The sequence below is a fragment of the Rhizobium sp. FG113 genome (assembly GCF_057809895.1).
Map to the genome: position 1 here is coordinate 117588 of NZ_JBMDKV010000013.1, position 26692 is coordinate 144279.

The 26692-nt window shown below is 57.1% G+C and carries 30 protein-coding genes and 3 pseudogenes; 17 read left to right on the forward strand and 16 right to left on the reverse strand.

Translation table 11 applies throughout. From position 1 onward, the window contains the following. Positions 1-27: 27 nt before the first annotated feature. Positions 28-1098 carry a catalase family protein gene (locus tag ACODTZ_RS24845; RefSeq protein WP_489029048.1) on the reverse strand — a complete coding sequence of 357 codons (1071 nt, stop codon included), beginning with the start codon at positions 1096-1098 and terminating at the stop codon, positions 28-30. Positions 1099-1548: 450 nt separating this feature from the next. Here ACODTZ_RS24845 and ACODTZ_RS24850 point away from each other — a divergent pair, with 450 nt between their 5' ends. The 3 genes from ACODTZ_RS24850 to ACODTZ_RS24860 all read left to right on the forward strand — a co-directional run bounded on the left by ACODTZ_RS24850 (position 1549) and on the right by ACODTZ_RS24860 (position 4016). After that, complete coding sequence (locus ACODTZ_RS24850) at positions 1549-2424, forward strand: SDR family oxidoreductase (RefSeq protein WP_489029050.1); 876 nt, start codon at positions 1549-1551, stop codon at positions 2422-2424. A 40-nt stretch (positions 2425-2464) separates the two neighbouring features. Continuing rightward, positions 2465-3628 (forward strand): zinc-dependent alcohol dehydrogenase, encoded by a 1164-nt coding sequence (locus ACODTZ_RS24855; protein ID WP_489028929.1) that lies wholly within the window; start codon positions 2465-2467, stop codon positions 3626-3628. A gap of 103 nt (positions 3629-3731) precedes the next feature. Then, positions 3732-4016, forward strand: coding sequence for a hypothetical protein (locus ACODTZ_RS24860; protein ID WP_489028931.1), 285 nt, complete (start codon positions 3732-3734; stop codon positions 4014-4016). A 14-nt stretch (positions 4017-4030) separates the two neighbouring features. On the opposite strand, the gene ACODTZ_RS24865 is transcribed toward ACODTZ_RS24860, so the two are convergent. From ACODTZ_RS24865 to ACODTZ_RS24875, 3 genes are all read right to left on the reverse strand, one after another. Continuing rightward, positions 4031-4261: a hypothetical protein gene (locus ACODTZ_RS24865; protein ID WP_489028933.1), complete on the reverse strand. Its 231-nt coding sequence runs from the start codon at positions 4259-4261 to the stop codon at positions 4031-4033. A gap of 225 nt (positions 4262-4486) precedes the next feature. Then, a complete protein-coding gene (locus ACODTZ_RS24870) occupies positions 4487-4831 on the reverse strand; it encodes a hypothetical protein (RefSeq protein WP_489028935.1) in 345 nt (114 codons plus the stop codon). Positions 4832-4834: 3 nt separating this feature from the next. After that, positions 4835-5353: a DUF4334 domain-containing protein gene (locus ACODTZ_RS24875; protein ID WP_489028937.1), complete on the reverse strand. Its 519-nt coding sequence runs from the start codon at positions 5351-5353 to the stop codon at positions 4835-4837. 238 nt (positions 5354-5591) lie between these two features. Here ACODTZ_RS24875 and ACODTZ_RS24880 point away from each other — a divergent pair, with 238 nt between their 5' ends. Continuing rightward, complete coding sequence (locus tag ACODTZ_RS24880; RefSeq protein WP_489028939.1) at positions 5592-5792, forward strand: hypothetical protein; 201 nt, start codon at positions 5592-5594, stop codon at positions 5790-5792. A 1-nt stretch (position 5793) separates the two neighbouring features. Beyond that, a complete protein-coding gene (locus ACODTZ_RS24885) occupies positions 5794-6000 on the forward strand; it encodes a hypothetical protein (protein ID WP_489028941.1) in 207 nt (68 codons plus the stop codon). 365 nt (positions 6001-6365) lie between these two features. Here the strand turns inward: ACODTZ_RS24885 and ACODTZ_RS24890 are convergent, their stop codons facing one another. Next, positions 6366-6992: a hypothetical protein gene (locus ACODTZ_RS24890; protein WP_489028943.1), complete on the reverse strand. Its 627-nt coding sequence runs from the start codon at positions 6990-6992 to the stop codon at positions 6366-6368. A gap of 110 nt (positions 6993-7102) precedes the next feature. Then, entirely contained in the window at positions 7103-7450 is a 348-nt protein-coding gene (locus tag ACODTZ_RS24895; RefSeq protein WP_489028945.1) for a DUF3140 domain-containing protein, read from the reverse strand. A gap of 287 nt (positions 7451-7737) precedes the next feature. Between ACODTZ_RS24895 and ACODTZ_RS24900 the strand changes: the two genes are divergently transcribed. The 4 genes from ACODTZ_RS24900 to ACODTZ_RS24915 all read left to right on the forward strand — a co-directional run bounded on the left by ACODTZ_RS24900 (position 7738) and on the right by ACODTZ_RS24915 (position 11675). Beyond that, a complete protein-coding gene (locus ACODTZ_RS24900) occupies positions 7738-8004 on the forward strand; it encodes a hypothetical protein (protein WP_047513813.1) in 267 nt (88 codons plus the stop codon). A gap of 259 nt (positions 8005-8263) precedes the next feature. Further along, a complete protein-coding gene (locus tag ACODTZ_RS24905; RefSeq protein ID WP_489028947.1) occupies positions 8264-9241 on the forward strand; it encodes a magnesium transporter CorA family protein in 978 nt (325 codons plus the stop codon). 305 nt (positions 9242-9546) lie between these two features. Next, positions 9547-10296, forward strand: a complete 750-nt coding sequence (locus ACODTZ_RS24910) for a transporter substrate-binding domain-containing protein (RefSeq protein WP_489028949.1) — start codon at positions 9547-9549, stop codon at positions 10294-10296. A 176-nt stretch (positions 10297-10472) separates the two neighbouring features. Continuing rightward, the gene (locus ACODTZ_RS24915) at positions 10473-11675 is read left to right on the forward strand and encodes a GGDEF domain-containing protein (protein WP_489028951.1); all 1203 of its coding nucleotides are present in this window, start codon (positions 10473-10475) and stop codon (positions 11673-11675) included. On the opposite strand, the gene ACODTZ_RS24920 is transcribed toward ACODTZ_RS24915, so the two are convergent. Then, positions 11672-12106, reverse strand: a complete 435-nt coding sequence (locus ACODTZ_RS24920; protein WP_489028953.1) for a hypothetical protein — start codon at positions 12104-12106, stop codon at positions 11672-11674. The two genes, ACODTZ_RS24915 and ACODTZ_RS24920, sit on opposite strands and share 4 nt — an antisense overlap. A gap of 174 nt (positions 12107-12280) precedes the next feature. Between ACODTZ_RS24920 and ACODTZ_RS24925 the strand changes: the two genes are divergently transcribed. Beyond that, on the forward strand, positions 12281-12646 hold the full coding sequence (locus ACODTZ_RS24925; RefSeq protein WP_489028955.1) for a hypothetical protein: 366 nt from the start codon (positions 12281-12283) through the stop codon (positions 12644-12646). A 518-nt stretch (positions 12647-13164) separates the two neighbouring features. Here the strand turns inward: ACODTZ_RS24925 and ACODTZ_RS24930 are convergent. The 3 genes and pseudogenes from ACODTZ_RS24930 to ACODTZ_RS24940 form a co-directional block, all read right to left on the reverse strand. Continuing rightward, a pseudogene (locus ACODTZ_RS24930) lies at positions 13165-13514 on the reverse strand (VOC family protein). 105 nt (positions 13515-13619) lie between these two features. Continuing rightward, a complete protein-coding gene (locus ACODTZ_RS24935; RefSeq protein WP_489028957.1) occupies positions 13620-14387 on the reverse strand; it encodes an SDR family NAD(P)-dependent oxidoreductase in 768 nt (255 codons plus the stop codon). Between the two features lie 17 nt (positions 14388-14404). Continuing rightward, positions 14405-14560: a hypothetical protein gene (locus tag ACODTZ_RS24940; RefSeq protein ID WP_489028959.1), complete on the reverse strand. Its 156-nt coding sequence runs from the start codon at positions 14558-14560 to the stop codon at positions 14405-14407. A gap of 416 nt (positions 14561-14976) precedes the next feature. On the opposite strand from ACODTZ_RS24940, the gene ACODTZ_RS24945 reads away from it, so the two are divergent. After that, entirely contained in the window at positions 14977-15636 is a 660-nt protein-coding gene (locus tag ACODTZ_RS24945; RefSeq protein WP_489028961.1) for a hypothetical protein, read from the forward strand. Between the two features lie 856 nt (positions 15637-16492). On the opposite strand, the gene ACODTZ_RS24950 is transcribed toward ACODTZ_RS24945, so the two are convergent. Genes ACODTZ_RS24950 through ACODTZ_RS24960 form a run of 3 tightly spaced genes read right to left on the reverse strand, consistent with a single transcriptional unit; the run spans position 16493 to position 17285 of the window. Continuing rightward, positions 16493-16693, reverse strand: coding sequence for a hypothetical protein (locus ACODTZ_RS24950; protein WP_047513891.1), 201 nt, complete (start codon positions 16691-16693; stop codon positions 16493-16495). A 42-nt stretch (positions 16694-16735) separates the two neighbouring features. Next, positions 16736-16936, reverse strand: coding sequence for a hypothetical protein (locus ACODTZ_RS24955; protein ID WP_489028963.1), 201 nt, complete (start codon positions 16934-16936; stop codon positions 16736-16738). Then, positions 16926-17285 carry a hypothetical protein gene (locus ACODTZ_RS24960; protein ID WP_489028965.1) on the reverse strand — a complete coding sequence of 120 codons (360 nt, stop codon included), beginning with the start codon at positions 17283-17285 and terminating at the stop codon, positions 16926-16928. The genes ACODTZ_RS24955 and ACODTZ_RS24960 overlap by 11 nt, the downstream gene beginning before the upstream one ends. Before the next feature lie 206 nt (positions 17286-17491). Here ACODTZ_RS24960 and ACODTZ_RS24965 point away from each other — a divergent pair, with 206 nt between their 5' ends. The 5 genes and pseudogenes from ACODTZ_RS24965 to ACODTZ_RS24985 all read left to right on the forward strand — a co-directional run bounded on the left by ACODTZ_RS24965 (position 17492) and on the right by ACODTZ_RS24985 (position 21020). Continuing rightward, positions 17492-17734, forward strand: a complete 243-nt coding sequence (locus tag ACODTZ_RS24965) for a DUF982 domain-containing protein (protein WP_489028967.1) — start codon at positions 17492-17494, stop codon at positions 17732-17734. Positions 17735-18422: 688 nt separating this feature from the next. Next, complete coding sequence (locus ACODTZ_RS24970; RefSeq protein ID WP_489028969.1) at positions 18423-18632, forward strand: hypothetical protein; 210 nt, start codon at positions 18423-18425, stop codon at positions 18630-18632. A 570-nt stretch (positions 18633-19202) separates the two neighbouring features. After that, positions 19203-19961 (forward strand): annotated as a pseudogene (locus ACODTZ_RS24975) (NAD(P)-dependent oxidoreductase); the annotation flags it as partial. 78 nt (positions 19962-20039) lie between these two features. Continuing rightward, positions 20040-20246: pseudogene (locus ACODTZ_RS24980) on the forward strand (hypothetical protein); the annotation flags it as partial. Positions 20247-20255: 9 nt separating this feature from the next. Continuing rightward, positions 20256-21020 carry an exonuclease domain-containing protein gene (locus tag ACODTZ_RS24985; RefSeq protein ID WP_489028971.1) on the forward strand — a complete coding sequence of 255 codons (765 nt, stop codon included), beginning with the start codon at positions 20256-20258 and terminating at the stop codon, positions 21018-21020. 753 nt (positions 21021-21773) lie between these two features. Here ACODTZ_RS24985 and ACODTZ_RS24990 read toward each other — a convergent pair. Further along, positions 21774-22013, reverse strand: a complete 240-nt coding sequence (locus ACODTZ_RS24990) for a hypothetical protein (protein WP_489028973.1) — start codon at positions 22011-22013, stop codon at positions 21774-21776. Positions 22014-22111: 98 nt separating this feature from the next. Further along, the gene (locus ACODTZ_RS24995; RefSeq protein ID WP_489028975.1) at positions 22112-22303 is read right to left on the reverse strand and encodes a CsbD family protein; all 192 of its coding nucleotides are present in this window, start codon (positions 22301-22303) and stop codon (positions 22112-22114) included. Between the two features lie 267 nt (positions 22304-22570). Here ACODTZ_RS24995 and ligD point away from each other — a divergent pair, with 267 nt between their 5' ends. Continuing rightward, the gene (gene ligD / locus ACODTZ_RS25000) at positions 22571-25225 is read left to right on the forward strand and encodes a DNA ligase D (protein ID WP_489028977.1); all 2655 of its coding nucleotides are present in this window, start codon (positions 22571-22573) and stop codon (positions 25223-25225) included. A 645-nt stretch (positions 25226-25870) separates the two neighbouring features. On the opposite strand, the gene ku is transcribed toward ligD, so the two are convergent. Continuing rightward, the gene (gene ku, locus ACODTZ_RS25005) at positions 25871-26692 is read right to left on the reverse strand and encodes a non-homologous end joining protein Ku (RefSeq protein WP_489028979.1); all 822 of its coding nucleotides are present in this window, start codon (positions 26690-26692) and stop codon (positions 25871-25873) included.

Below are 26692 nucleotides of genomic sequence, written 5' to 3' on the forward strand. Positions count from 1 at the left end.
GAGTGTATCGATGAGATGACTGGTGGCTCAGGCGCTGGGCTCGTGCATCGGGCAGCCGTTGAAGTGCGCCCGGAACTGCGCCGAGTGTTCGTAGGGCGCTTTTCTAGCCCGGTTAATGTTGCCGAGCGGACGGTGCGCCTCCAGACCAGTCCAGACGCTGAACCTCATTTCCTCGTCGACTTTTCGGACCTGTTCCGGTTCCCAACTATCCTGCGGCTCTGCACGGAGTCGTGCGACCGTTACAAACGGTGCCTCGTCGTCCTCCCACTCGACGGTTGGGTCCTCGACAGGCTGTTTCTCGAGATCGCGACAAAGCTGCACTCGGAAGTCCCATTCCGCAACAAGGTGATTCATGTCAGCCTGGACGGTCTCGCGTATGGCGTCATCACGGTTCGCGACGTCGATTTCCTTGCCCGTCAGATCGATTAGGTCTTTTGAAGACGGTTTCAGGCTGAACTTGGCGATAAAGTCGCCGTAACGAAATGGCGTCACGCTGAAGTATGTCTCGCCCAACGGGTCGACATTGGGAGCGCCGCCCATCGACTGCACAGTCGTGCTCGATACGCCAACCGACTCCAGAGCGTTGTTGACACTCTGCAATACGCGCGACATCGCCTTTTTTGTGCCCTCCATCCTGTCTGTCGTCTTCGCGAGCATTTTAAGGCTGCCGAGGAACTTCTCGGCGGTTTGCGCCTGAAACACCGGGCCATTGACCATCACGAAGTCCTGTGTGTCGCCGGAAGCGTCCGGCAGACGCGCGCCATTCACGCCGACGACCTTCAGCGCTAGTCCTCGCGGCAGGGAAATTGCATCCGGCAGGATGTCGCCGGCGTTTGTCGAGATGCGGATATAGGCGTCGTATTCCCCCGGTTGGGAGAACAAACCCTGCGCGAGCTCCGCAGGAAGATTATCCAAGACCGTCAGTCTGCCTTTTAAAATACCGTGTGCCTTCGCATGCACCGAGCGGACGGCGTGTCCGTAGTCCTTGGCCGTTGTTTCCAGGATGGTGTCGAAAGTGTCGTTGAGCTTGGACACGGTCTCCCGTTCGTCCGGAAGGATGGTTTCGACATCGGGGGAGAAGCGGACTGGCGTCGTCATGGTGCATTCCTTTGTTGGCGCGATATGGCCTAAAGCTGCGTAACGAACGGAAGTTCCGCCATTGTTTCCCGAAGTGACGGATAGTTTCGAGCGAACGATTTCAATATTCGCGTGATGTCGCGGAGCCCCTGACGCGTTCACACCGTTTAGATTCGCGCCGCTGAAACGAAGCGACAGGCGCTGGTCCATGACAAAAGATCACCGCTCCTTCCGAACTTATAGTGGGCTCCGCCGAGGAACTATGAGCGCCAACGTAGGTTAGGCATCGTCACCAACGGATTGACAGTTGGAGGCCGGGCTTTGTCGCCTGGCTTTTCCCGACGAGGAAGATCGACCATGCAGCGACCCCAATTGGTCACGACGGTCCGTCCTCGCAGCCGCGAGCGCGACGCTTGCCGCCTCCGCGTTTCCGTCAACAGCCAGACCCTCGGAAAGAAAGAGTTGAATTCAATGGAAGACCCGACCACCAAGTATCCGAAGCCTCCGTTCGAAAAGCAGAGTCAACCGTTTCCCGGCCTTGCCGAAAAGATGAATCCGAAGCCCGATCACGGCGAGACTTCCTACAAGGGTTCCCGCCGTCTCGTCGGTCGCAAGGCGCTTATCACCGGCGGCGACTCGGGTATGGGGCGAGCGGCCGCGATCGCCTATGCGCGCGAAGGTGCCGACGTCGCCATCAACTATCTCCCTGACGAAGAGCCGGATGCCAAGGAGGTACTCGCCCTAATCGAGAAAGAGGGCCGCAAGGGCGTGGCGCTTCCCGGCGATCTTCGTGATCAAGCCTTTTGCGAGAAGCTAGTCGAAGACGCAGTCGAGGCTCTCGGCGGGTTGGACATCCTCGTCAACAACGCGGGACGGCAACAGCAGGCCCAGTCGATCGACGAGATCACTTATGAAGCCTTCGACGCGACGATGAAGACAAACATCTACGCTACCTTTCTCCTGACCAAGGCTGCGCTCAAGCACATGCAGCCTGGATCAGTCATCATCCAGACGACGTCGGAACAGGCCTACGATCCGTCCGAAAACCTCGTCGATTACGCCATGACCAAGGCGGCGGTGATGAACTTCACGAAATCGATGGCGAAGCAACTTGGCCCGAAGGGCATCCGCGTCAACGGCGTCGCGCCAGGGCCGATATGGACGCCGCTGCAGGTTAGCGGTGGCGCGACCATGGAGAAGCTCGAGAAGTTCGGTGGCGACACGCCAATGGGTCGCCCCGGCCAACCGGCGGAACTCGCCTCAATCTACGTCCAGCTTGCCGACCCGCAAGCGAGCTATGCAACTGGCCAAGTCTACGGAGCGGCGGGCGGAGGCGGACAGCCCTGAGCCGATCGCAAACGCACCGCAATTCAACGAGGAGAACGAAATGAAAGCACTTACTTGGCACGGCAGCGGAGACATCCGTTGCGAAGAAGTCGATGATCCAATCATTCAGGATGATCGCGACGCCATCATCAAGGTAACGAGCTGCGCGATCTGTGGCTCCGACCTTCATCTTTACGGTGGCTTCGTGCCGGGCATGCACGCCGGGGACGTCATGGGACACGAGACGATGGGGGAGGTCGTCGAAGTTGGTCGCGGCAACTCGAAACTCAAGGTCGGCGACCGCGTCGTGGTGCCTTTCACCATTTCCTGCGGAGAATGCCGCCAGTGCAAATGGGGCCATTTCTCGCTTTGCGAGCGCTCGAACCCGAACGGTGCGGAACAGGCCAAGCAGGTCGGCTACCCGACCGCGGGCTTGTTCGGCTACTCCGAACTCTACGGTCGCTTCCCGGGCGGCCAGGCGCAGTACCTGCGTGTGCCTTATGCTGACGTCGGTCCGATCAAGGTTCCGAATGGACTTTCCGACGAGCAGGTCCTCTTCCTGTCGGACATTTTCCCGACAGGCTATATGGCGGCCGAAAATTGTGACATCCAGCAGGGCCATACGGTCGCTGTGTTCGGATGTGGCCCGGTCGGCCTCTTCGCGATCAAGTCCGCGTTCTTGCTCGGCGCTGAACGAGTGATCGCCATCGACACCGTACCCGAGCGGCTGCAGCTCGCCCGGCAGTCGGGTGCTGAAACGCTGGACTACACCGACGAAGACCTTCAGCAACGAATCTTGGAGCTTACCGGCGGTAAAGGTCCTGATGCCGTCATCGAGGCGGTCGGCATGGAGAGCCATGGTACAGGCGGCATGATGGAGACGATGCAGGCAAAATTGACCTCAACCGAACGACCCTACGCGTTGAGCCAGGCGATCATGGCCTGCCGTCCCGGTGGCGTCGTCTCGCTACCGGGCGTATTCGTCGGTCCGGCAGTCCCAGCCCCGCTCGGCGCATTCGTCGGAAAAGGTCTTACGCTGAAAACGGGTCAGACCCATGTCCAGAAATACTTGAAGCCGCTCATGGACTTGATCGAAGAAGGGAAGATCGATCCCTCATTCCTTATTACCCACCGCATTGGATTGGAAGAGGGACCCGAAGCGTACAAGACATTCCGCGACAAGCAGGATGGTTGCGTCAAGGTCGTCATCCGGCCGAACGGCTGAGATGCGACCGCGTCGAGCTGGAACTGCAATCGCGTGGGCGACTTTGTACCTCCGCCGACCAAATTCGGCGGAGGAGACACTATAAATACGAAAACGGCTCATCGTGCACACCACCATTGAGGTGCCTTTCGACGAAGCATTTCCCGAAGTGCGCTGCAGGCCTGTCCGGTTCGATCAAGAAGACCGGGAAGGATGGGCCGCGGAAAGCTCGGTGTGTGGGGCGGTGATCCGTTTCAGCGAGCAGAACGCCCTTGGCGTGTTGGACCACTGGGCGACCTCGCCTGGAAATTGGAGAATAAGGAACTTCACCCGGCAATTTTCGAAGTCGGAACTTCGTCGATCCATTATCCAGCCGTCAGCCGAGCGGTTTCGGCTCAAGCTGCAATAGGTTGCCGGCAGTCGTCACTCCCGGTTCGCGGTTTGGGGAGCCGGGATATGATCCTTGGTGTCGGCGCGACCCGTCGTCGGGCCGGTGTCGGTCACGCCATCGCCAGCCTCGCGGCTGCCGCCCATGTTGACCGGAGGAGCGCGCTGGTCGTCGACATTGGCTTCGGGAAGCTCGTCGTCCTGGGTGTCCTCGTTCAGGGACTTTGGAGGAAGCTTGGCAGAGCTCGGGATAGAGTTCGATGTCATCAGTGTTCTCCTTCTAGGATCACAACTCGCAGGCTTGCAGGCGGTTCCCACGCCAGTGCGGCCCCCGAGTTTATTAGTTAAACCGTGCTCCCAACTCCCGATCCACGTCGACGCGCAAAGAGTGGCACCCAGCGGCCTTGTCGACGACTTTTTGGGACCACAGATCGCGATCGCTGCTCAAGGTGAGGACGCGCGATAGCGCGGGCCAAGTCCGATATCGGTGGATTAGCATTGAGCGCATCCGTCATCGGAAGGGGCGGACGCGTCGCGATACCAGTCCGCGTATTCCGTCGTTCGCGCCATACGACGGGTGAGGTCGGGCGCTCCATCCGTCCACCACACAGGGCCCCGTTCGCCCAGCGCGACCTTGGCGGCATCGACTGCATCTCGCGCCGTTCGGGTTTTTCTTTCGTCACCCGCGGTGTCTTTGACCGCCCGGCGCGCTGACATCAAATCGGACACGAGGCGTTGTCGCTCATCATCCGGCAGGTGAGGGTTGGTCTTTCTCCAAAGACGTCCGCGCACGATAATATAGCGGCCATCCGGCGTTTCGAGGGTTGCAGCTTTCATGATCTAGCCTGCTGGATCGACGCGCCGGAGCCGGAAGAAGTACCGGCGTTCGTCCCCTTCGAGGACCATCATGCCGGCAAGCTGGTCGTCATCAATTCGACGAAAGTAGTCGACGATTGGTTGCCGGTCATAAACCATTGCCGCAGTCTCCGCGCCGTCGACCATCCGTAGTTTCAAAGACGCCGTGGTGCCGCGGGCGCGAGCAATTTTACTGGTATATGAAAACCAGTTTCGAGCGACAGACGTCCTCCCGAAAGCTCCAATGCGGATTACGATTCTGATCGGGAAGAAATACGGCTCGAGGGGAACAAGCCCGTCCGGCCGCCATTGAAAAAGTAACGCGTCCGCCTTCAGGTCGGGGTGAAATCTCTTGCCAAACCAATGGAGGTTTTCGAGCACGCCGTCCAATGGATGCCCCGACCGAATGCCTTTGCCGCGCCAGAGCCCGGTCAACTCGGCCGGGAGGAGGGGTGGCAGCGATCCGAACCACGCGATCTTCTCCGACTGCAGATCGTTGGACATCCGAGCTCCTGTGGATGAAGGGTGAGGGCAATGCCGAACAAATGTGGCGCTCGTCTGCCGTTTCGTTGGCCATCGCGACAAATCGGAGAAACAGCAATGTTTACCATCCCTGTTGCGTCCGACTGAGACGGCTTGCGCCCAATAAAGGGAATGTCGAGCCTTCGAGATGGTTCCCGCAACGACGCAAGGAACAACGGCGCGCTCCCAATGTTAGTCAAGATCAAGAGGAGAATCGATCATGGGTATGGACAAGCCTAAGGACGGTGCGTCAGGCACCACCGATCAGTCGCCGAGATGGGAAGGCCCGCAGGAGAATATGCCGCCGGGCTATTTGCCTGCGAAGGACGACCCAGACCGGGCGAAGGACGCCAACGGTGAAACCAATAGCGATCCCGAGGTGAAAAAAGTCTCGGATGGCCTCAAGCAAAAGGGTGAGTAAGATGCCGGACATCGAAAAGGATGCGAAAGGTCAGTTTGCCAAGTCGGTGGCTGACAGAAAGTCGAGTGGTGTCCACAGCGCCAAGCCGACCGTAATCACCGGCTCGGAAGACGCAACCGAACATAAGACGCCGCCAGGCGAGAAGCCCGTCAAGGATTGGGACATCAACTACGATCCGGCGGACGAAAACGAAGGACAAATGCGATAGCGTTCATTGACTGGAGCCACGCGACGACGCGCGGCTCCGGATTGTTTCAACCGCTCAGCGGTTCCAGGCAGCGCCTGGCTCGATGACAATTAGGATATTGCAGTGCCGGTGAGCCGGCGTTGCCGCGACGGTCTCAGTTTGGAAAAGGATTCCCATGCGGGGTTCGCGCAAAAATCTCTTCGTTGCGTTGTCGCTGATAGTCGCTGGCGTCGCTGCGTTTTTCCTTTTCCTATATCTCACCGGACACGACCCCGACGAAACTCCCCTCACCTTGGTCGAGTGGGTGATTGGCGGAATCCTAATCGGGCCAGGCTTCGGATATCTTATCAAAATGGCGAGGGACGAGGAGTAGCTAGTTGTCGCACTCAGCGAAGCAAGCCATGGACGTCGAACTCCTCCCAGCCTCTTAGCTGTGAAGCCCCGTCCTCCGCGTCCTTCGGCTCGACTTTCTTCTTCTTGGCGCGCTTCGCGGACTTCGCCAACTTTGCCTGGTAGGCCGTTCTACGTCGCTTTTCTGCCTTAGCTTCGGCGTCTTCCACGCGCCACTCGTCAACAACTCCCCGGTCGAGCAGGTCCTCAATCACCTTAGGATCGAAGACGTGAAAGGTGATTTGCCGGGCACGCCCGTTTAATCGAACGGTTCGGGTTCCCGCGCTCGGAAGACGGCCGTCTGCAAGCCAGCGGTGCCTCTCGGTCGGCTTAATTGTCAGGATGTCCTGAATTTCGCGAGGTATGACAGGGAGGTTCTCGGCTTCTGCGACAGTATCCGAGATGACGGCCACTGCAGCGTTAAATGCGGATTTACTGCTGGTCGGCATCGACAATGTCAGTTCGACGCCTTCCAACGAAATGGACTTCTTTGAAGCCGCAGGGAGACGGGCCTGTATCTCCTGCAGGATACCCTTCGCGCGGACTGCCGACCCAAGAGTCGCTGTCGTAAGCAGCGTCCATCCCCGTATGAGTTCAACGTCGTTTTTCTCTTGTCTGGGCATGTTGAATAGATGGTGCAGGTCCGGTTGCTCGTCAATGTGGTGTCTTCGGTTGCTACGCGACGGTCTGCGTATCCGCGGGCGCTTGCGGTTCTTGAGCGAGCAGGGTGCCATCATCCCTTCTTCAGCGGATCGTGACCCCAGTTCATGAGCGAGTACCGCCAGGGGGAGTGCTCCTTGTCCTCCTTCGGGCCGCCCTGTTTCAAGTGACGGTGAACATATCCTACGACCTTGCGCATGTGCTCGTAGTCCTCGTCAGAAAGGTCGGCCTTCTTCTTGCCCTTGATTGCGATGATCCGGCGGCCGGAATGGTGACCGATGGTGTCGCTCCCGTCGTCCTCTTTCCACCCGCTTTTGCGGCTTTCGTCGGTCTGCAGCCACTTTTCGAGAGCTGAAGGGGTTATGTTGACGGCGTCGTCGAAGTCTTTCCATATCTGATCGCGGTCGAGTTCTTTTGTCATGCGAAAGCTCCTTGCGTTTGCAAGAAAACCGAGGAGACCGGAAAGGGTTCCGGCTGCTATCAGCATGCGCCGGTGGAACACTGCGCGCTTCCAACTCCGCTCAAGCAAGAGGTCTGGAACGCGTGGCGGGGAATTGCAGGCAACACAAAGGTCTCGGCCTTGCCGCAATGCCTGTGGAGTGGCCAAGGAAGATTGATGGATCGCGATAATGACTGCACGTAGTTTGAGTGAAATGTCCCCACCCGAGAGGACGAACATGATCTTGCTCGTCGCGGAGGCCTTGGAAAGTGTCGCAGACGACGCTGAAGAGCGCGGCGACGATCAATCCCGCTCTGAACGCGACCTATCTTGCGTGCCCAAACCGCGGGTTCGGCTTGGGAAGTTCAGACGAGACGCTTAAAGCGGCCGAGATATTGTTGGAGCAAGGGATCAGCTACGTTGCAAGTGTCTCCGAACGATACGAACAGACCCAAGACTGGGCTAGCACAGATGATGTCGTTGATCTTTCATCGGAGCAACAGGGCGACGGCGTGCCGTCCCGGATATTGCTCTGAGCCTCTTGCGGCGCGATCACCGGGGTTTTTTCGTGGCGCACCTTGCCATCAATGCGCGTGAGAGAAATCAAATTACCCTTTGACCGGCTGAGCAGTGCCCGGTCGTTCGGCGGAACGATTATCGAGGGACTGTCGTCAACCGGGGCAGTAAAGCCGGCCCTGACCGATCCTTTCGTTCGTCATGCCGTCAATGGGCCTCGACCTAGTCGCGCTTCTCGCTCAAGGTAATGCCGGTGAGTCCGGAAGTGCGGGGCAGAAAGTGCTGAAACTAATTTCTCACGGCGGTATCGCTACACAGGTAGACGCACAGACCGCGAGTGCGCCGGACAACGTGATATGGGTCGACCTTCTGAACCCCACGAATGATGAAGTTGCCTGGACACATGAGCATTTTGACGTGCGGGTGCCCTCTCGCGACGACCTAAGTGAGATCGAGCTATCGAGTAGGTTGGCCAAGGAGGGGAGTTCAATCTATCTAAGCTCTCCCGTGATTGGAAAAGCCACAATCGAGCATGCGGAGCTCACCCCAGCCGGATTTATTGTTGCCCCACAGGTTCTCGTTACCATTCGCTTCGATACCCTGCCGACATTCGACCTTGTCGCCGAGCGCCTCAAGCACGATGAGACGTTGAAGACAGGAATGGCTGTCTTTATCGCTTTGATGGAAGCCGTCGTAGATCGCGGAGCTGACGTTCTGGAACACCTGGCTACCGCGGTGGACGAACTTTCCAAGGCGGTGTTTCACGGCAACTTGAGGGGTTCAGCATCATCACGGACCTCGGATTTCACGTTAAGGCGGGCCCTTACAAAACTTGGCACCTTGGCCGACAGGTCCTCGAAAGCAAGAGATGTCCTCCTGGGTATAGGGAGGATGGCCACTTTTACCTTGGACATGTGTCACGACCAGCTTCCGGATGGGTTCCACGATCAGCTTCACGCCGTCTCCAAGGACATTTCCTCTCTCAGTGACTATGAAAGTCATCTGTCGGACACGGCGCAGTTTCTGCTGGATGCTGTGCTGGGCTTTATCACAATCGAGCAAAACGACATCTTCAAGGTTCTCACGATCGCATCGGTGGTCGGCGTACCTCCAACCTTGATGGCAGGTATTTGGGGAATGAACTTCAAATTCATGCCGGAGCTAAGCTGGACGTTTGGATATCCATTCGCATGGGCGGTAATCATAGCGAGCGGCATCGTTCCACTGGTCTGGTTTTGGCGGAGGGGATGGTTCTGAGCTTCGTTGGACGCTCAAGTGAGGGGAAACCCGAGCTCACAGACGTGAGACCCTCGCGAGGCTGGCGCTAGGGTCCCTGCAGATCGCAGCCTGAACGGTATCATCGAACGCATGATGAACTAGCAGGCTCAGTCAGCGCGATCCTCGTTGCCATGAGCAGGACCTCATGCTTAGCGAGAGTTCCGTGTTCCAGAACCAGTTTCTAATCTGCACGTTCGCTTTGTTAGCAGGGTAACATTTAACTGTATTTCGAAAACCTTCATTAGCTGCTCCGGGTTAGAGTCGAGCCTTGAGGAGATCACACAATGCTTCGACAATTGAGTATCGCATTCGGCCTGGCGACCGTGTTGGCGGCTGGGGCAGTCCATTCGGAGACGCTGAAGATTGCGACCGAGGGCGCTTACCCGCCGTTCAACTTCATCGACAAGGGCGAGCTTAAGGGATTTGACGTCGACATTGCCAAGGCGATTTGCGCCAAGATGTCTGTGGATTGCACCTTCCAGGCCGTCCCGTGGAACGACATCATTGGAGGATTGGAAGCCAACAAATACGATCTGGTCGTGGCCAGTATGGCTTACTCGAAAGAGCGCGCTGCCCGGATTGATTTCTCCGAACCCTATTACCGCTCACACTCCGTCCTGGTGGGCGATGAGAAGTTCCAGGACAGCTCACCGGAAGCGCTGGCAGGCGTGCGGATCGCCGTGGAGAGCGGGACGATCCAAGCCGAGTATCTCAAGAAGGCTTATTCCAAGAGCACGATCCTGCTTGGCGAAGACCAGCCAGCTGCACGAAAACTCCTGATCGAAAAGAAGGCCGATCTCCTCATCGGTGATGCTATTGAGCTCCTGACATTCATGGAGACACCAGAAGGGTCTGCGTATAGCTACGTCGGAGACCCGATCTCGAGCGACTTCCTGCAAAGCTCTGCACACATCACCGCCCACAAGGGCAACCAGGCGCTTCTCGCCCGCGTGAATGCGGCTCTCAAGGAAATCAAGCTCAACGGCACATACGACCGGATCAATGACGCCTACTTCCCGTTCAGCATCTACTAAGGCTGCCGATGTTGAGGTCTTGGTCACGGTGGCGGTCGTCGCGTCAAATCTCGCTTAGGTCAGCTGGCAGGGGGCTTTTCCTAATTGCGCTCGTATACACCTGCGCGGCAGCCATTTTCACTGGCGTTCTGCTAACGAAGATCGAGAGGGAAGCCAGGTTCACCCGCGAAACGCAGTTGCCGCTCATCCTTTCGCAGACACGTAATGCCGTCAAAGCCGAGCGCTTGGCGTCTCTGGTCAGGGCGATCTATCTGGCACGAGACCGACGCCTCGAACGGCAAATCCAGCTTCAGATACAAGCTTTAGCCCAGGGCTTTCCCTTCGATGCAGGTGAGCGCGTCGTTTCCGGGTCGAAAAACGTGGCGACCCTTGCGAAAGAGATCGCCACCGCTCGGCAGCAGGCCCGTGACAGTGCTGGGCAGAACATTACCGCCTTCACCTTTGAAGAACGTGCGACCGCCGCGTATAGCGAAGCGATCAAAACTATCGACGAGATGGGGAAGGAACTAAGCGGAGACGCGGCGCTCGCGGCCGACAGGCTTGCACAGGAGATCGAGGCGGGAGCAGCAAGCACTAGAAACACCGTATTGGTGACTCTGGTGATGCCCGGATTTTTCTGCGTCGTCTTGCTGCTGCTCGCTCGACGGCATCTCGCAAAGCCCATCCTTTCGGCAATCGGAAACCTGAAGAAGATCAGCGAAAACAGCCAAACCATACCCGTTCAAACGCGCCCGGTCCTTTCGGAGCTTGCGATGATTGGAGACGCCGTCCTTTCCTATGGGGATACCGCAAGCGAACTCCGACGAAAGAACGTGGTGTTACAGGCGCTCGCCGAGGAAGACCCGCTGACCGGACTGGCGAACCGTCGAACATTCGAGACCTTTTTGCAGTCCGCGCTTGCCAACACCAACAAGATTGGCGGCACTGCGGTATTGCTGATCGACCTGGATCACTTCAAATCCATCAATGACCGCTACGGACATCAGGTCGGTGACCAATGCCTCCAGAGTTTGGCCCTCCTTCTTCTCTCGCTAGATCACCTCCCGAACTCAATGGCGGCGAGATATGGAGGCGAAGAGTTCGTGATCGTCTACAACGCCGATAACGAGGGCCAGGCTTTGCTGGATGCGGCTTTCGTGTGCCGGCGGATTGAAGCCATGCGTATTCCGCTGGAAGGCGAGAACTCAATGACGATGACAGCAAGTATTGGTGTCTCGTTCACCTCGCGTAGCGACGCCTCCGAAATGAGCGATATGATATCGCGCGCGGATAAGGCCCTCTACCTTGCGAAGAGTGGTGGTAGGAACCGAGCCGTCGCCGATCGCTCCGTACCATTCCAAGGGCGTTTTTCGAAAGCCGGTGGAAAGCCGGCACGTTAGTGTAGGGCGCGCTTCAGCGCCTCCTGGTAGACTTTCGTCAACCGCGTTTTCTCCGAAGCCGTAAATAACAGAATACGCTTGAATTTGACTTCGAACCTCGGGTCTGCCGACTTTTCGCGCCTGTGGGAAGCGACCGGCGTCACCTTTATGCGTTCGCCAAGGCCGACGTGGTAATGAGATAGCATCAGCCCGGCTTTGAGGAGCAGCGCACGCATTTCCGGTCGCTGCTCGGCGACGATTACCCGCTTGAATGCTTCGATCAATACTGACTTGGGGAGAGGGAGTTCGATTTCATCGAGGAGATCGTTTCCAACGCTGTTGTCGCGGACGAAGCGAACGAATTCGCTGACCGCCTCGTTTGCAGCGTGCAGGACCCACGCTTCGTTGCCGGCGAGGGAATGATCGTGACCGAACGGCTGCTGCTGAAACATGAATAGCTCTCCTGGTTTCCAGCACAACGATGCAGGCCATGATTGGTTCAACTCACCCCGCTTTGCATAAGAGCCGAATTCGCGACGGGCAGGTTTGTGCCGGTAAAGCGGCGGTTGGATATTGAACATCAGCAAGAGGATGACGATCTACAGTCGGTGTCAGGAGCTGCTACCATGATTGTCGTCGTCCTATTCGCGCTGGCATCGATCTGTGCGATCGCCATTGTCCGCTATTTCGCCGTGAAGACCAGGCTTGCAGAGAAGTCCATCGACGAAGCTATCGCCAGGAGGCTAGAGGCCTCGCCTCTGACTTCGGAGCTACGCGACCTTCGCGAACTCAACGGCGTAATGAGAAACCTGCTGATCGACCTTGTGGAGGCCGAGGACATCAAGCCGCAAAGCCCAAGCAGTCGAGTTTCCCCGAACGAACGCAAACGGCTGTACTCGATGCGAGAAGAGCGACGTCGCGAGATTTATGCCGAGGCTATCGTCCTTCTCCGTCATGCGAACGTCGCGCGTGATAAAACGACCGTAGGCTGAACGCTTCAATCGATAAAAGGCGAGTTCGCCGCGCGGTAGAGCGCCTGGTAAGGTTGCGCTCCAGAGCAGAATCCAAGGGATCGTTGAGGCGATGCTGCTTTGAACACCGAGCAGCGTCTTAGAAAGGGATGCCTCCATGGATCGTCGATTGAACCTTTAACGTCGCCAGTCCGTTTACTCGGTCAAGTATTGGGTCTCAGTAGTTCCCTCCCAAAAGGCCAGGTGGCACGGGACAGATTAGGAATTGGACATGCCGAGAAGGACAACGAAGTCGGATAATGCGGAGACGTCTGGGTCATTCGCTTGGGGGAAAGTGATTGCCGGCATCGCCGGCAGCGCAGTAGCAACCCGCATCGTTCGCCGGGTGCCGCTTGGGCGTATTGTCATTGCGGCAGCGCCTTTGATCATCGCTGCTCTGCAGCGGGACCGCGACCCGCCCAAGGATGAACGAAAGAGGTGACCGCAGCTGATCGACAAACAGCCTTTGCCTCTCTGGCACTTTGTACGCAACGAGGGACTTATGTGATGTGGGACAGGATATTCACGACCCTTCCGAAAGGGTCGCGCGCATAGAAGCGGCGCACGCCCCACGGTTCGTCCGCGAGCGGATAGACGATATCGAATCCCATTGCACGAGTTCGGTCGTAGAGGGCTTCAACATTGTCGACCTCGATCGGTCGGGCACAGCTGTTCCTGAGCCGCCCTCAGATGCGAAACTGATTTGCTGTCTACCAATTACCGTGGTTGCGAATGTGGCAATCCAACCCTGATCCATCACGACGTCAAGGCCAAGTAGGTCGCCGTAGAATGACCTAGCTAGCTCCGTATCGGGCGTGGCGACATTCGTGACTATCCGGATTACCGTCATTTGTTCCTCCTCAACCGACGTCTGAAGCGGGCCATGAACCGGCTTCCCAAGCTAAGTAGGTCGTTGGCCTACGTAGAAGTGCTCGGGGCGCTGGGGAGGGAGGTTTTACCCAAGGATGACCCCCGTCATTTCTGCGATTCGTTGTATCAGACGGTCCTGAAACCGGACGTCTCGTACTGCGGGTGAGGGCTGCTGGTGTTGTCGATGATACCAATACCCTCCAGATGTCATGGCCTCCCGGTCGTCTTCGACCGCGAGCCACACTTGGGTTTGATGACCCATCTCAAGATCATCGGTCGCGCTGGGCCCGCCCATCTTCGTCGGTACCCAGCCGGGATCGACGGCGTTGCTCAACGTATCAGGCCAAAGTCTTGCGACTGCGAATGCGAGGGCGGCGACATGCAGCTTGCTCTCGGAATACGCGCTACTCGCCTGCCACCTCCGGGTCTGCCAATCGATGTCGGACAATGAGCTGTCACCGCTCCGATGCATCCCGCTGCTGAGGTAAACCAGGCGGTCGGGCCGCTCGATGAGGGCAGTTAGCATGTAGGGGGCGAGGGTATTCACAGCGAGGGTCGTCGCATGGCGCTCGGCTGTGTCGCCTCGATCAGGTTGCAAGTAGACGCCTGCGTTGTGGATGATGGCGTTCATGCGGCCGATATCGTTCACCTGTGATGCAAGCGACCGAACGTCACTAGCGTTGCTCAGATCGCCAATGACCACGTGACGAGCGTCGGGGAGGAGGCGGGAAACGGCATCAGCCCTCTGTCCAGATCGTGCGTGCAGGACAACCTCGTGTCCAGCACGCGCCAAGCTCCGCGCCGCTGCAAGGCCTAGACCGTCAGTCGACCCTGTTATGAATACCCTTCCCAAGACACCGCTCCCGCTCGCTAGCTGTTCGGATTGACCACCTCGGAGACCGACTTGTCTGCACTCTCGCCCGGCTTGGCCAGAATGACATAGGCACCCGCGATCACAATCCCTGCTGCGAAAATCACTGCTACGAATGCGTACATGCGGCGGCGAGCGTCGTTACCTGTGGGCATAAGCTGTTTCACTCCTATCTAAATGCGAAAAGGAACGCGTTAACAGTGTCTTGAGTTCCAAAGCTCGAATGCTGAGTTAATGAAGATAGCCGGTCTCCTCCGCGGGTTTGGTTCGGCTTGAACGAGCATTGCATGGGGCGGCTACAAGCTTGTGAAGTCCTCACTCATCAAATTTCGAGATCGAAACTTAGGCTTACGCTGAACGTTTTCGTCCGGGACTCGTTTAGGAGAGCCTCCTATCGATCGGAATTTTCTTGCGTTTAGCAATTTTGTCTCTGGGGTCCTTAACGGCCTTAAACTGGGTTCTTGCATTCTATTTTGCTTTGCAGATGCAAATTTGATGATGAACACTCGTTCTCTGTTTCCGAGAATCGTGCTCCTATCGGTCAGCCACAGCTGACACTCAAGGACATCTCATGATCCCCTTCGACCTAGCTGCAGTGACTTTCGCAGGCGGAGCCCTGATCGGCGCGACGTCGATTGGAGCTTGGCTCTGGGCGAGAGGTGAATTAGGCGGACGAAGTTCAAGCAGCCAGGCAACTCGCGACCTTGCGATGCAGTGGGTGCTGGCGATCGATGACTTCGTCGGGGCCTGCTATATCGCAGCTCACGATTACCCTGAGTACGACGTCGATGAACCTGAGAACTTCTTCCTCCATTCCGATGATCCCGTACTCGTGCTTCCCAAAGACGCCGACTGGTCGCTTCTAAACCGCGATCTCGCCGACGAAATCAGGTGGCTGCCTAACCGGCTACGAAATGTCCGCGATGCGCTGGAATCGATCGAAATCGAACCGCCGGATTTCAATGATCTGTTCGAGCACAGACAGGATGACTTTGCCCGCCTCGGCTTGCGAGCGATTGACCTCGTTGAACGTATCTGCGCTGACCATGAATTGCCGTTGCCAACCCGCCCCGATTACTACGACCCTCGCAGCGAGTTCATCGCAAAGATATCGGAGATGGAAGAGTTCTGGAAACGGCGGGCTCAATCCGCGCGGCAGGTTCCGAGTGAACCATCCAACGTCACACCGATATTCGGGCGAAAGACAGCGCCAGAGAGCGCGTCAACATAACTGGCATGCGAAGGCGTGCGGTTTACAGCAGGCTGCGCTTCCTTGTCCTCGGGCAATTCCAGCGAACCGAGTAAAAGGCATTCCACGCTGCCCGATGTAACTACGGACTCCCAAATTGTCCGAAGAATCCAGGAAGTCTCTGTGGGGGAGCGGCGAACACCGTCCAGTGGCTCGCCGCGGCCAAGAAGCTTTCTATTTCTGGGCTCGCCAGCTTTGCACGACCTTTGGTGGCGTCGAATTGAGCTCATGCCCACAAGAGGCGTCCGCACCAGAGCCGCACGTCGATAAGCGCAGTACAAGGACTTTGCCGACATACTCCTTGAGTGGGTCGAAAGGCGCTGCCTTCAATATCGCAGCATGAAAATCCCGTTCGAACGCCTCCCGAGCGGGAGCAGGTGATCCTTTCACAATAACGACGGGTCCGCGTACCACAGCGCCACGGTCGTCGATGACGAAGTAACTGATGCCGTCCACTCTTGCCGCTCTTGTATCCTCGCTCACCAACAAGTCGAGTTCGGCTGCGACAAGTGAGAAAGGCGCGACCTAAGTGGCGGTCTGGGCGCGCATGTCCGCGCCACTTAGCAAGAAAGCAGCGGCGCAAGGTGCCGCCTCATGGAAGAACGTCCGGACTATTGGTCGAATATTCGATCGCTGAAACATTTTCAGTCCACTCTGGCTGTCCAGCGAGTTTTAGTGGTCACAACCAGCTCTGCAACGAATGATCGGTCTCGTAGCATCGAGCATCTGTGCTTCCATCGATTGGCGTGGCATTTTGGCAACCGAACGAAGCGGTCCTCGAAATTGCGGCAGCCATCGACATCTAAGCCAGCGACAGGGCAAGCGCGAACGAAGTGCGCTACGCAGCGGTTTTCGCCAATGCAGCAGCGATCTCCGCGGCCTCTAGTCGGGCTGAGGTCTTGTAAGGGTAGTGCTTCCAGCACCACCAATCCTGGGAGTCGGCTGTGCTGAAGCCAAAGCCAGCCCAGTCGCCGCAGTGACATTTATGTGCGACCAGCTTTGGTGCCCGTTGTAAAGTCTGACGATCGATGTCGCTCATTTGAAACTCCTTTCAGCGGTTTGGTGTGACGTTGCATGAAAACTAGAGATCGCGCTCGAATTTCGGTTTCCAACCGCGCGTCATCCCTTGGCTCATTGCCGCCTCGGCCAATGCTAATTGCAGTCGAAGATGCTTGATGTCTCCGAGAAGCGTCGCGATTGTGGCCTTGGCATCCTCGTCATGGTGGGCGAGGGCGGCTTCGACTTCATAGGTTGGCGAGGCCTGATCTGACTTACTGGACATGACTGGCATTTTTCATGAGCAAATAGAATCCCTCGATGACATCGCTCTCCTCGCCGGAGCAATCGAACCACAACGGCTTGCTCATACGTTGTTCGTAACCCACGGCGTTAAAGTAGCCGCACGCTCTGCCACTCCTTGGATCAAAGCCGATGTCGAACGAGCCAAGGGGCGCGCCTGAACCCATGTCGTAGACATCCACCGAGCACAAAGACCAGTCCGGGTGGTCCGGCACCATGAGAAGGACCGCCATCAGAAGTGGATGGACCTCTGCGAGCGTCGCCTCGCTTGGGCTTGCCCAGTATGTGCCAGTCTCGTCAGCCCACGGCTGTCCGATCGGCGTCTTTGTCATCGCCGTCATCCCTTCACAGAATTGAATGTTCCTATTATGTTCCCTTTGATGCCGGAGTCAACGATGTTGACGAGATTCCGTTAGAAAGGCGCTTGAGCAATGTATTCCGTCTGAGACCGTACCAACGAAATAAGCGGCTTTGCTGAAGCGCTCAGCTCCCTAGATATTGGCGGAGACGAGAGTTTTTGCGTCGTTAGGAGGATAAGATGCCGAACAATGCTTGGAATGCACCAGTTGCCGTCAATTTCCCGCACCAAGAACAGAAGGTCGTCGGCAGCCCATTCGAGGCCATGACGTGCCTTACAGACCGATGGCCCAACATGAGTGGAATTAAGTTCCTACGCGCCCGCATGGCATGCAAAGCCGCGCTGGACGGTCGGCTGAGCGCAGATGACGCTCGCGTAATTTTCGTCGAAGCCGTCGGCGAGGCTGGGGGTAACGCGCACTAAACGCCGGCGACACTTAGGTTCACGGCATCTTGGCCAGTTCGGATGAGATGGCCTGCTCTTTCGGACCGCCATAGCATCTGCGATCATACGACCAACTTAGCTTCGCGCTGTTCAGGTTAAGTAAGAAGGCCCAGCGCTGACTTTTGACCGACAGCGCCCGTCAGCTCAATCTCGTCGGGTGAAACGTGGCGGCGAAAGTCCGGCCTCTCGTCAGGCCGAACTTTCCCAACACAGCCCTATAAGTAGGCGCGGCGGCGCGGCTTAGAAAACTTTTGCAGAGCAGTCAACGGCAGACTTCCCGGAGGGGCATTCTGGACGGGTCGGAACCCTTGCGCTCGTTTGCCTTTCTTCGACCCCAATAATAGGCGGCACGATGCAGATTCACGGTGCAGACGAGCGCAGCTCGGACCTATCAGCCACTTTGGCTTTCGGAGACAGGAATTATCTGGTGCGCGGCACGATGGCAGTCGGTGGATGACGACGCCGGTGAAACGGAACCATTCGCGCCTAGGAAATTAGGTTTACCAACTAAGGCGCTACGATGCAGATTCGAGGGGGGAGTGCTCCAGCCGGTTGGTGGTGTTCGCGACGTCGCTGATTGTACGGTTTCTGATAGGTGAAACTGATTTAAGGCCTCATTAATTCCCATTAGAAATTATGCATATGCAATCGGAAAAGGAGGCCGTTTATGTCCCATATGCATCTCGTCGATCATCTCGATGCTGCCAAGAGAATTGCAGAACTTAGCAACCAGTCGTTTCTGATCTACTTAATCGATATGGCGAAAGACGAAGTCATGAAGACCTCTGAGACCGCGCAGGAACACCTTCGCACTGACCTGATCAACACGAAACCCTCTCTTCGCCTCGTTCAAAGTCACACATCCGCTCCAGTTTAACAGCGCTTGGCAGCTCAATGACGGATGTTAGACACTAACTGTGATCGTTGAGATCGCCTGGCATCGGTTTGGGGTCGAAGCCAAGCGATCTCTTATCAGCCATGAGCCCGACAAATAAGGCTTCGCTAATTTATGTGGCGCGGCAACCGACGAGAACGCGAATGTGATTTGATAGCTCAGCATTTCAGCAGTGTAGGGTTGGAGTCCCCTGATCCTATTAACGGCGTAGCACTCACAGCGTTCGCATCGAAAACGGTTCGACAGCTCCCGGACAAAGCTGACACTCATCGGCTTGTACAGCTTGTGCACCGTCGTATTCTTTCCTTGCACTATTGCTAGACGCGACTGGCCATGCCCTCCATGTCTTTGGCATCCACGTCCGGAAACGCAGTAACGCGGACGCGCAGCCGTGCCCAAAAGGCATACACGTCTGAACAGGCCGGCGAGGACTATACGCTAGCAGGCTGTTTCAGGGGCGCGGCGCTATCCCTCTAAACTGGATGTCTTGAAGCCTTGCACCGAGCCTCATCGCCCCTAGTTCCAGAGTGAGTTGAATTGTGGGGGGTGACCGTGCACCGGATCGCAGTTATCGGAATGGGCGCGATGGGAAGTGCCGTTGCAAAGGCTCTCCTGTCATTTGGCGCGGAAATCGTAACCCACCTAGAGGGACGGTCATCCGGAACACGAGAACGCGCGGCAGCTGCGGGCATCCGCGAAGTTGATCTGACGGCGTTGGTTGAGACGGAAATTATCTTATCAATCGTGCCGCCGTCTCAGGCTATGGAAGTGGCCGACCTAGTTGCGCAGGCGATGCGCACGTCGCGGTCTTCTGCGACCTTTGTCGACTGCAATGCCATTTCACCTCAGACGATGCGTTCGGTCGCTCAGGCGTTCGACAATACCAATGCCAAGGTGCTTGACGGCTGCATTATCGGCGGGCCGCCGACGGCAAATCTAGGTCCGCGATTCTATCTGAGCGGCGACGCGGAAGAGATTGTACCGATTCTCGTCGAATACGGCTTGGGTGCTCGTGCCCTGGACAGCGATATCGGTGCCGCGTCCGCCCTCAAAATGTGCTACGCGGGCATCAACAAGGGCCTCATCGGTCTCGGCACCTCGATGCTCCTAGCTGCCGCGAAGAATGGAGCGGACAAAGCTCTCATGGCCGAGCTTTCTGAAAGTCAGTCGCAGCTCGTAGCGAAGTTCGCAAAAGGCATCCCCGACATGTACCCGAAAGCATATCGCTGGATCGCTGAAATGGAAGAGATTGCTGCGTTCTTGGGTGCAGATGATCCGGCTGCCGACATATTCGCTGGAATGGCAGGTGTCTTCCAACGACTGGCAACCGACCGCACAGGCAACAGCGAGATAGCGACGACCTTGTCCCAGATGCTGGCCGAGCGACCGGAGGGTAGCGTTAATCGGTACGACGCCTTGAGTAACGGCAACTTTGACGAAGGCAGCAAGGGCCTTGAACCGGTACCGAGCGCTCGTGGAAGCCAGGATAAAGTCGAGCTGGAAGCCGAACTTGAGGAGGGGCTTGAGGACAGCTTTCCTGCCAGTGATCCGATCTCGGCCATCGTCACCAGCATACCGGGAAGCACAAGGACGTAAACGCTTCCGATGACCTTAGCCAATCCAAACCCAATCGCCGTTGTCCGCGTTGTCGATCTTGAGACCGGCGGCAATGGCCCGCACGAGGTTTGCGAAATCGGTTGGCAGGACGTGGTCCAAAATCAAGATGGCCGATGGCAACTTGATGTTGAGCGTGGCTCATTGATGGTCAATCCGGGACGACCTATCTCGCCAGAAACGATGGCCGTTCATCACATCCTCGACAGTGATATCGCCGGAGCGCCTTTGTGGAGGGAAGTCGCATCGTCGGTGCTGCAACCGCGCCGGCCTTTGGTAGCACTGGCCGCTCACCGCGCTGCGTTCGAACAACGCTATTGCACTCCGCGTCTGACCGGAGGTGCTCAATGGATTTGCACATGGAAGTGCGCATTGAGGCTATGGCCTGACCTGCCGCGTTTTTCTAACCAGATGCTTCGCTACTTGCGCATGCCCCGCGGACTGGTTCACGAGTTAGGCCTCCCGGCCCACCGCGCACTACCCGACGCCTACGTCACCGCCCACCATCTCCGCGACATGCTCAATGAGATTTCACTGGAACAGTTGCTTGCGTGGAGCGCTGAGCCAGGCCTTCTGCCGCGCATTCCATCCGGCCCAGATCGGGGAAAGCCGTGGGATCAAGTTGACATGGGGATCGTGCAGCACTTCCTTTCGGATAGAGATCGAGATGTCCGATTTACCGCCGAGACTGAGATCGCTCGACGGGGCGAGATGCCTGCCCGGGAGCGTACGCCGGCTCAAGGCCGTCTCCTGTAGCTGGGCGTAGATACATGCAACCACGAAAAAACTCGCGAGGAGGGCCGGTGTTAGGCGGCCCCCCTCTGTGGCCGAACGTCCGAACAGGCTGACGAACGTGGGGGTCGGCGATCTATCAACCACTGCAGCGACGAAAGGTTGCGGGAACTCACGTACCAATTTCGGCTTAGTACCAGATATCCGGCGGAACCGCTCTCGCGACGCAGCGTTCGCCTGTCAGTGAATATTCAACCAGCGATCGGGGAGGGTGGGACTTGAAGGACAAAGACCAATCAGGTTCCGCGAACGAGCAAACGCCCTACAAGGCACAAGGTCGGCACCCAGCCCGACCGGGAAAGGCACGCTCTACTTGGGTGGTGGTAGTCCTCGTGGCTCTCCTGATCACGTCGTTCTACGTTATTGCTCGCAACTGGCCCTTCTGACCTTCCGACCGCATTCGCTCTACACTACGTGTGGAAGGGGCACGGATATGGCTCCATTGGACCAATAGGAGGAAACGAACTTCATGCCCGAGCGGTACCGGCTGAGGGCAGGATCACGGTCGAGTTTCATGGGGACAGCATTCCGCATGTCAGCCGGTAGTTTTCAGAATGACGAAGACGCTATTATCTTTGCTGAGATTATGATGGACGAGCTGAATGTCGTTCGGCGCACGTCTTTGGTCTCAGATGAGGGGCGGAGAGGAGTCAGTATCGTCGAGACGCTGGCAACGGAGAAGCCAGCGAAACCAATTAATGGGGCCTCGCGAGACTATCATCGTTTGTTTTGCTCAGGATCAAATGCCTTGATGTCGAAAGTGTCAACGTCCGTTTCGCCAGAAGACCTAGCGATGCTGTGCCGAAGTGCAGCTTCGGTGAGCCTGCCGCCCCTGTAGGCCGCAATGACCTCCGCGTGCTTTCCCTGTGCATCTGCTATGGCGACAGGATCAACGATGCCAAGTTCTGCGAGCAAGGCGTAAACCGGATCAATTGCCGGATTGTCGTCGTGAGACATTGAAAATCCTATCCCGCGTAAGTGCCGCGGCGATCTCGTGGAAGGGGCTGGTCCGCTAGGGTAGCACTTCCAGCGAACCAGTCGGTCCGTCGGCGGCTTTATGCCTTGTCGACGACCTTCTTGATCGCGTCCTTGGCCTCGCCCTTTGCCTGTTGGGCGTCACCCTTGGCTTCTTGTGCCATGCCCTTCGCCTGCATCTCACGGTCATTGGTCGCTTCACCGACGCCTTGGCGAGCCTTGCCAGCGAGTTCATTGGCCTTGCCGGAAATCTTGTCAGCTGTGCTGCCCATTTGAAAAACTCCTTTGCGAGACCTGATTGCCTCTGGAAGGTGAACCTCTGACCGAGCAGTTCGTTCCGCGCCGACCACTACTTGAAAAGCGGACATCGCCCGGATTTTCGATGATGACGCCAAGCATCGGGGGGCAGGCCTCGATCTAGGCCGCCCAACAGCGCACAGCCAGCCAAGACTATAACACCCCGATCAAAGTCTGAACCGTCTTGGAACCGTAGTCGCATTCGAGGCATTTCGATTAGTGATCGATTGCGAGAAAAAACCATGGCCGATAACCTCTCCAAATATCGTGCAAAACGGGATTTCAAGAAGACCGCTGAGCCCAGCGGAGAGGCGCAGGTTAAATCCTCGAACCGCCGACGCTTCATCATCCAGAAACACGACGCCACACGCCTCCACTACGACCTCAGGCTGGAATTAGACGGGGTCTTCAAATCCTGGGCGGTCACCAAAGGGCCATCGCTCGATCCGCAAGACAAACGTCTAGCGGTAGAGGTCGAGGATCACCCGCTCGACTACGGCGATTTCGAAGGCACGATCCCCAAGGGCCAGTACGGTGGAGGCACGGTCATGCTCTGGGATCGGGGTTACTGGGAGCCAGAGGGGAACAAAACGCCGGAGCAGGCGCTCGCCAAAGGCGATTTCAAATTCACCCTTGAAGGCGAACGACTTCACGGGAGCTTCGTCCTCGTGCGAATGCGTGGACGGGAAGGCGAGAAGCGAACCAACTGGCTTCTGATCAAACATCACGATGATTTCTCTGTCGACAGAAACGGCGCGGCGGTGCTCGAAGAGAATGAAACGTCTGTTGCCTCCGGACGGAGCATGGATGTCATCGCATCCGGCAAAGGCCGAAAGCCGAAGCCGTTCATGACAACAGGTGTGGCCGTCGAGGCAGATGCGGTCTGGGACAGCAGCGAGGGCCTTGCCGCCGACGAACGAAACGCAGGCAGCAAGGCGAAACCGAAATCTGCGCAAAAGGCCGCTGCGGCTGCGATGCCTCTCTTCATTGAGCCACAGCTCTGCGAAACATTGGAACGACCGCCGTCGGCCAAAGGCTGGATTCATGAAATCAAGTTCGACGGCTACCGCATACAGATGCGCATCCAGGGTGGTGAGGTCACCCTCAAGACCCGCAAGGGCCTCGATTGGACCAAGAAGTATCCTGCTATCGCGGGTTCTGGCGAAAATATCCCGGACGCGCTAATCGACGGCGAGATATGTGCTCTCGACGAGAACGGTGCACCGGATTTTGCGGCGCTGCAGGCCTCGCTGTCCGAGGGGAAGACCGACGATCTCGTCTTCTTCGCCTTCGATCTGATGTTTGCTGGCGGGGAAGACCTTCGCAATTTGCCGCTGACAGAGCGTAAAGAGCGGCTGGCTGCTCTTCTGTCGGAGGCAGGAGACGACCCGCGTATACGCTTTGTCGAACACTTCGAGACCGGCGGTGACGCGGTTTTGAAATCGGCCTGCAAGTTGTCGCTTGAAGGCATAGTCTCGAAGAAGGCCGACGCAACCTACGTGTCGGGACGAACGAAGACGTGGGCAAAATCAAAATGCCGAGCAGGCCACGAAGTGGTGATTGGTGCCTATGCCACCACCAACGGCAAATTTCGTTCCCTGCTGGTCGGTGTCAATCGCGGTGACCACTTTGTCTATGTCGGCCGCGTCGGAACCGGCTACAGGGCGAGCGTTGTCGACAGATTATTGCCAAAGCTGAGAAACATCGAGACAGAAAAATCTCCGTTCACCGGCATCGGCGCTCCGAAGAAGACGCCAGATATTGTTTGGCTAAAACCCGAACTGGTTGCTGAAATCGAGTTTGCCGGGTGGACAGGGGACGGCCAGGTCCGACAAGCCGCGTTCAAAGGTTTGCGCGAGGACAAGCCTGCTGATGAGGTTGAGGCAGAGCAACCCGCGAGCCCAGACGAAACTGTTGTTCCCGATCCTGAGACGGAAGCACCGAAACCGCCCAAGGCGTCGACATTCCGCAAGGGAGCGAAAGTCGATGTCATGGGCGTCCTGATATCCAGCCCGGATAAACCACTGTGGCCCGATGTTCTGGACAAGAAGCCGGTCACCAAGGTTGATTTGGCTCACTACTATGAGGCCGTGGGTCCATGGCTGATCGATCACATACAGGGACGGCCCTGTTCGATCATTCGCACGCCAGACGGTATCGAGGGCGAACAGTTCTTTCAGCGGCATGCAATGCAGGGAACGTCAAACCTGATTGAGCAGGTTAAAGTGTCGGGCGATAAACAGCCCTACCTGCAGATCGACCGCGTCGAAGGATTAGCCGCCATCGCCCAAATCGGAGGCACAGAGCTGCATCCCTGGAATTGCGAGCCCAATCATCCCGAGGTGCCCGGACGCTTGGTGTTCGATCTTGACCCTGGTCCGGACGTCGATTTTGACACCGTTATAGAAGGTGCCCGCGAGATACGAGATCGATTAGAGGAGCTCGGCCTCGTCAGCTTTTGCAAGACAACCGGCGGCAAGGGTCTCCATGTGGTGACGCCATTGTCCGTGCCGAAGGGCAAAAAGCTGACGTGGGACGAAGGGAAGGCCTTCGCGCACGATGTCTGCCAGGAAATGGCCAGGGACAACCCGGACCTCTATCTCATCAAGATGACGAAAAGTTTGCGGAATGGTCGCATTTTCCTGGATTACCTGCGAAACGACCGCACCTCGACTGCGGTCGCGCCACTTTCACCACGAGCCCGGCCCGGAGCAACGGTGTCGATGCCGCTCAACTGGACGCAGGTCAAGGCAGGACTTGATCCGAAGAGGTTCACGATCAGAACGGTCCCCGGTATCCTCAAGAATAGCACGGCGTGGCAGGACTATTGCGACGGCCAGCGGTCGCTGGAGCAGGCGATCAAGCGATTGAACAAGGCTAAAACGCGGGCTGCCTGACTGGTTGAGTATGTGCCAGCTGGAAGACTGTGGCGAGGCGAACCCGTCGCCGGAAGCGAACAGAAGGGTTGTTGCGAGTCGAGGCTGAGTTGGGGAGCCAAGGAACACGGTCTGCTTGGAGCAATTGTCGAATGAGCAAACCACGCCTTCCTTGACCAGAAATCTGTTTAGGTTCGAGGAACCTTTGAGCGAAAACCTAGTTTTGCCTCTGAACGGGCCTGTTGAACTCGGGACCTGTTTCACTCTGCCAGCCCCCAACAGCAGAGAAGTGAAAAGCCCACGCCTCCACGTCGTGGGCTTTTCTTCATTGACCCTGGTCGATCATTGCCCGCGTTGAAGCGCGATCTAGCCGATGCACCCGTCCTCCGGCCTCTGCAATCCTCAGCGCACTTTCGGTGCTTTGTACGGTCGCGCACAAATCCTTGCCAACTGCGAGTAGGCCAACAGTTAGGGATTATGTCTGAAAGCAATGATCAAGATATCCGCCGCCGGAATGCGCTTACGTCCCAAGAGCGTCGTGACCGCTTTGAAGCAACCCACGAAACCGCTATGGCTACGATAGCGTCAGAAGCCGATGCTCGAAAAAAGAAGACGGAGCGACTGAGAGCTGCACGCGAAGCAGTCGCGAAGTGACGCGGCTCCTGATCAGCCAGCCTTGCGGGACTTGAGTTCCTTTTGGACCGACCTCTTCAGCGCATCCATGATGTTAACGACGTTGCTCTGCCTCTCGTCATCAGAGCCTCTCGTCTTTGATGTAGCTTTCTTTGCGGGCTTTGGACGGTTCTTCTTTGATGCAATGAGTTTTAGCAAGCTGTCCTGGATTGGATCGGACGCCATGGCTGGCGACCATTTTTGGGTCCGCTTCTTGATGATCTTTTCGAGTGCGGCGACGCCTTTGGCGTCCGAATTCTTATCTATGCCGGTGAAGTAATCTCCTTCCGGCCGGACTTCGTCACCAAATCTAAGAGTCCACACGACAATGCCGTTGTCGCGAGGTTCGAGGATCACAGAACGTTCTCGACGCCCCAGGACTACGCGAGCGACGCCCACGACGTCCTTAGCTTCCATGGCCTCTCGAATGACAGCAAACGCTTCGTCGCCTATTGTCTCATTCGAGGTCAGGTAAAACGGTGTGTCGAGATAAATCCACTCGATCTTCTCCCGAGGCACAAATTTCTCGATGTCGATGGTGCGCACGCTCTCGAGCTCGACCGATTCCAGTTCTTCATCGGTAAGAATGACGTAATCATCTTCGCCGCGCTCACATCCCTTGACCTCGTCTTCATCTTTGACTGGTTTGCCTGTGACGCTGTCGATGTACTGCGAAACAACCCGGTTGCCGGTCTTTTCGTTAAGCGTATGAAAACGGACCTTCTCGCTTTCTGAGGTCGCTGGGACCATTGCCACAGGGCAGGTGACCAGCGAAAGCTTCAAGTAACCTCGCCAGTACGGACGACGTGGGGCCAT

Excerpts from the sequence above, each read along its gene's own strand:
- ACODTZ_RS24845 (WP_489029048.1), bottom strand. The coding sequence starts at position 1,098 with ATGACGACGCCAGTCCGCTTCTCCCCCGATGTCGAAACCATCCTTCCG.
- ACODTZ_RS24850 (WP_489029050.1), top strand. The coding sequence starts at position 1,549 with ATGGAAGACCCGACCACCAAGTATCCGAAGCCTCCGTTCGAAAAGCAG.
- ACODTZ_RS24855 (WP_489028929.1), top strand. The coding sequence starts at position 2,465 with ATGAAAGCACTTACTTGGCACGGCAGCGGAGACATCCGTTGCGAAGAA.
- ACODTZ_RS24865 (WP_489028933.1), bottom strand. The coding sequence starts at position 4,261 with ATGACATCGAACTCTATCCCGAGCTCTGCCAAGCTTCCTCCAAAGTCC.
- ACODTZ_RS24870 (WP_489028935.1), bottom strand. The coding sequence starts at position 4,831 with ATGAAAGCTGCAACCCTCGAAACGCCGGATGGCCGCTATATTATCGTG.
- ACODTZ_RS24875 (WP_489028937.1), bottom strand. The coding sequence starts at position 5,353 with ATGTCCAACGATCTGCAGTCGGAGAAGATCGCGTGGTTCGGATCGCTG.
- ACODTZ_RS24880 (WP_489028939.1), top strand. The coding sequence starts at position 5,592 with ATGGGTATGGACAAGCCTAAGGACGGTGCGTCAGGCACCACCGATCAG.
- ACODTZ_RS24885 (WP_489028941.1), top strand. The coding sequence starts at position 5,794 with ATGCCGGACATCGAAAAGGATGCGAAAGGTCAGTTTGCCAAGTCGGTG.
- ACODTZ_RS24890 (WP_489028943.1), bottom strand. The coding sequence starts at position 6,992 with ATGCCCAGACAAGAGAAAAACGACGTTGAACTCATACGGGGATGGACG.
- ACODTZ_RS24895 (WP_489028945.1), bottom strand. The coding sequence starts at position 7,450 with ATGACAAAAGAACTCGACCGCGATCAGATATGGAAAGACTTCGACGAC.
- ACODTZ_RS24910 (WP_489028949.1), top strand. The coding sequence starts at position 9,547 with ATGCTTCGACAATTGAGTATCGCATTCGGCCTGGCGACCGTGTTGGCG.
- ACODTZ_RS24920 (WP_489028953.1), bottom strand. The coding sequence starts at position 12,106 with ATGTTTCAGCAGCAGCCGTTCGGTCACGATCATTCCCTCGCCGGCAAC.
- ACODTZ_RS24925 (WP_489028955.1), top strand. The coding sequence starts at position 12,281 with ATGATTGTCGTCGTCCTATTCGCGCTGGCATCGATCTGTGCGATCGCC.
- ACODTZ_RS24940 (WP_489028959.1), bottom strand. The coding sequence starts at position 14,560 with ATGCCCACAGGTAACGACGCTCGCCGCCGCATGTACGCATTCGTAGCA.
- ACODTZ_RS24945 (WP_489028961.1), top strand. The coding sequence starts at position 14,977 with ATGATCCCCTTCGACCTAGCTGCAGTGACTTTCGCAGGCGGAGCCCTG.
- ACODTZ_RS24950 (WP_047513891.1), bottom strand. The coding sequence starts at position 16,693 with ATGAGCGACATCGATCGTCAGACTTTACAACGGGCACCAAAGCTGGTC.
- ACODTZ_RS24955 (WP_489028963.1), bottom strand. The coding sequence starts at position 16,936 with ATGTCCAGTAAGTCAGATCAGGCCTCGCCAACCTATGAAGTCGAAGCC.
- ACODTZ_RS24960 (WP_489028965.1), bottom strand. The coding sequence starts at position 17,285 with ATGACAAAGACGCCGATCGGACAGCCGTGGGCTGACGAGACTGGCACA.
- ACODTZ_RS24965 (WP_489028967.1), top strand. The coding sequence starts at position 17,492 with ATGCCGAACAATGCTTGGAATGCACCAGTTGCCGTCAATTTCCCGCAC.
- ACODTZ_RS24970 (WP_489028969.1), top strand. The coding sequence starts at position 18,423 with ATGTCCCATATGCATCTCGTCGATCATCTCGATGCTGCCAAGAGAATT.
- ACODTZ_RS24985 (WP_489028971.1), top strand. The coding sequence starts at position 20,256 with ATGACCTTAGCCAATCCAAACCCAATCGCCGTTGTCCGCGTTGTCGAT.
- ACODTZ_RS24990 (WP_489028973.1), bottom strand. The coding sequence starts at position 22,013 with ATGTCTCACGACGACAATCCGGCAATTGATCCGGTTTACGCCTTGCTC.
- ACODTZ_RS24995 (WP_489028975.1), bottom strand. The coding sequence starts at position 22,303 with ATGGGCAGCACAGCTGACAAGATTTCCGGCAAGGCCAATGAACTCGCT.
- ligD (WP_489028977.1), top strand. The coding sequence starts at position 22,571 with ATGGCCGATAACCTCTCCAAATATCGTGCAAAACGGGATTTCAAGAAG.
- ku (WP_489028979.1), bottom strand. The coding sequence starts at position 26,692 with ATGGCCCCACGTCGTCCGTACTGGCGAGGTTACTTGAAGCTTTCGCTG.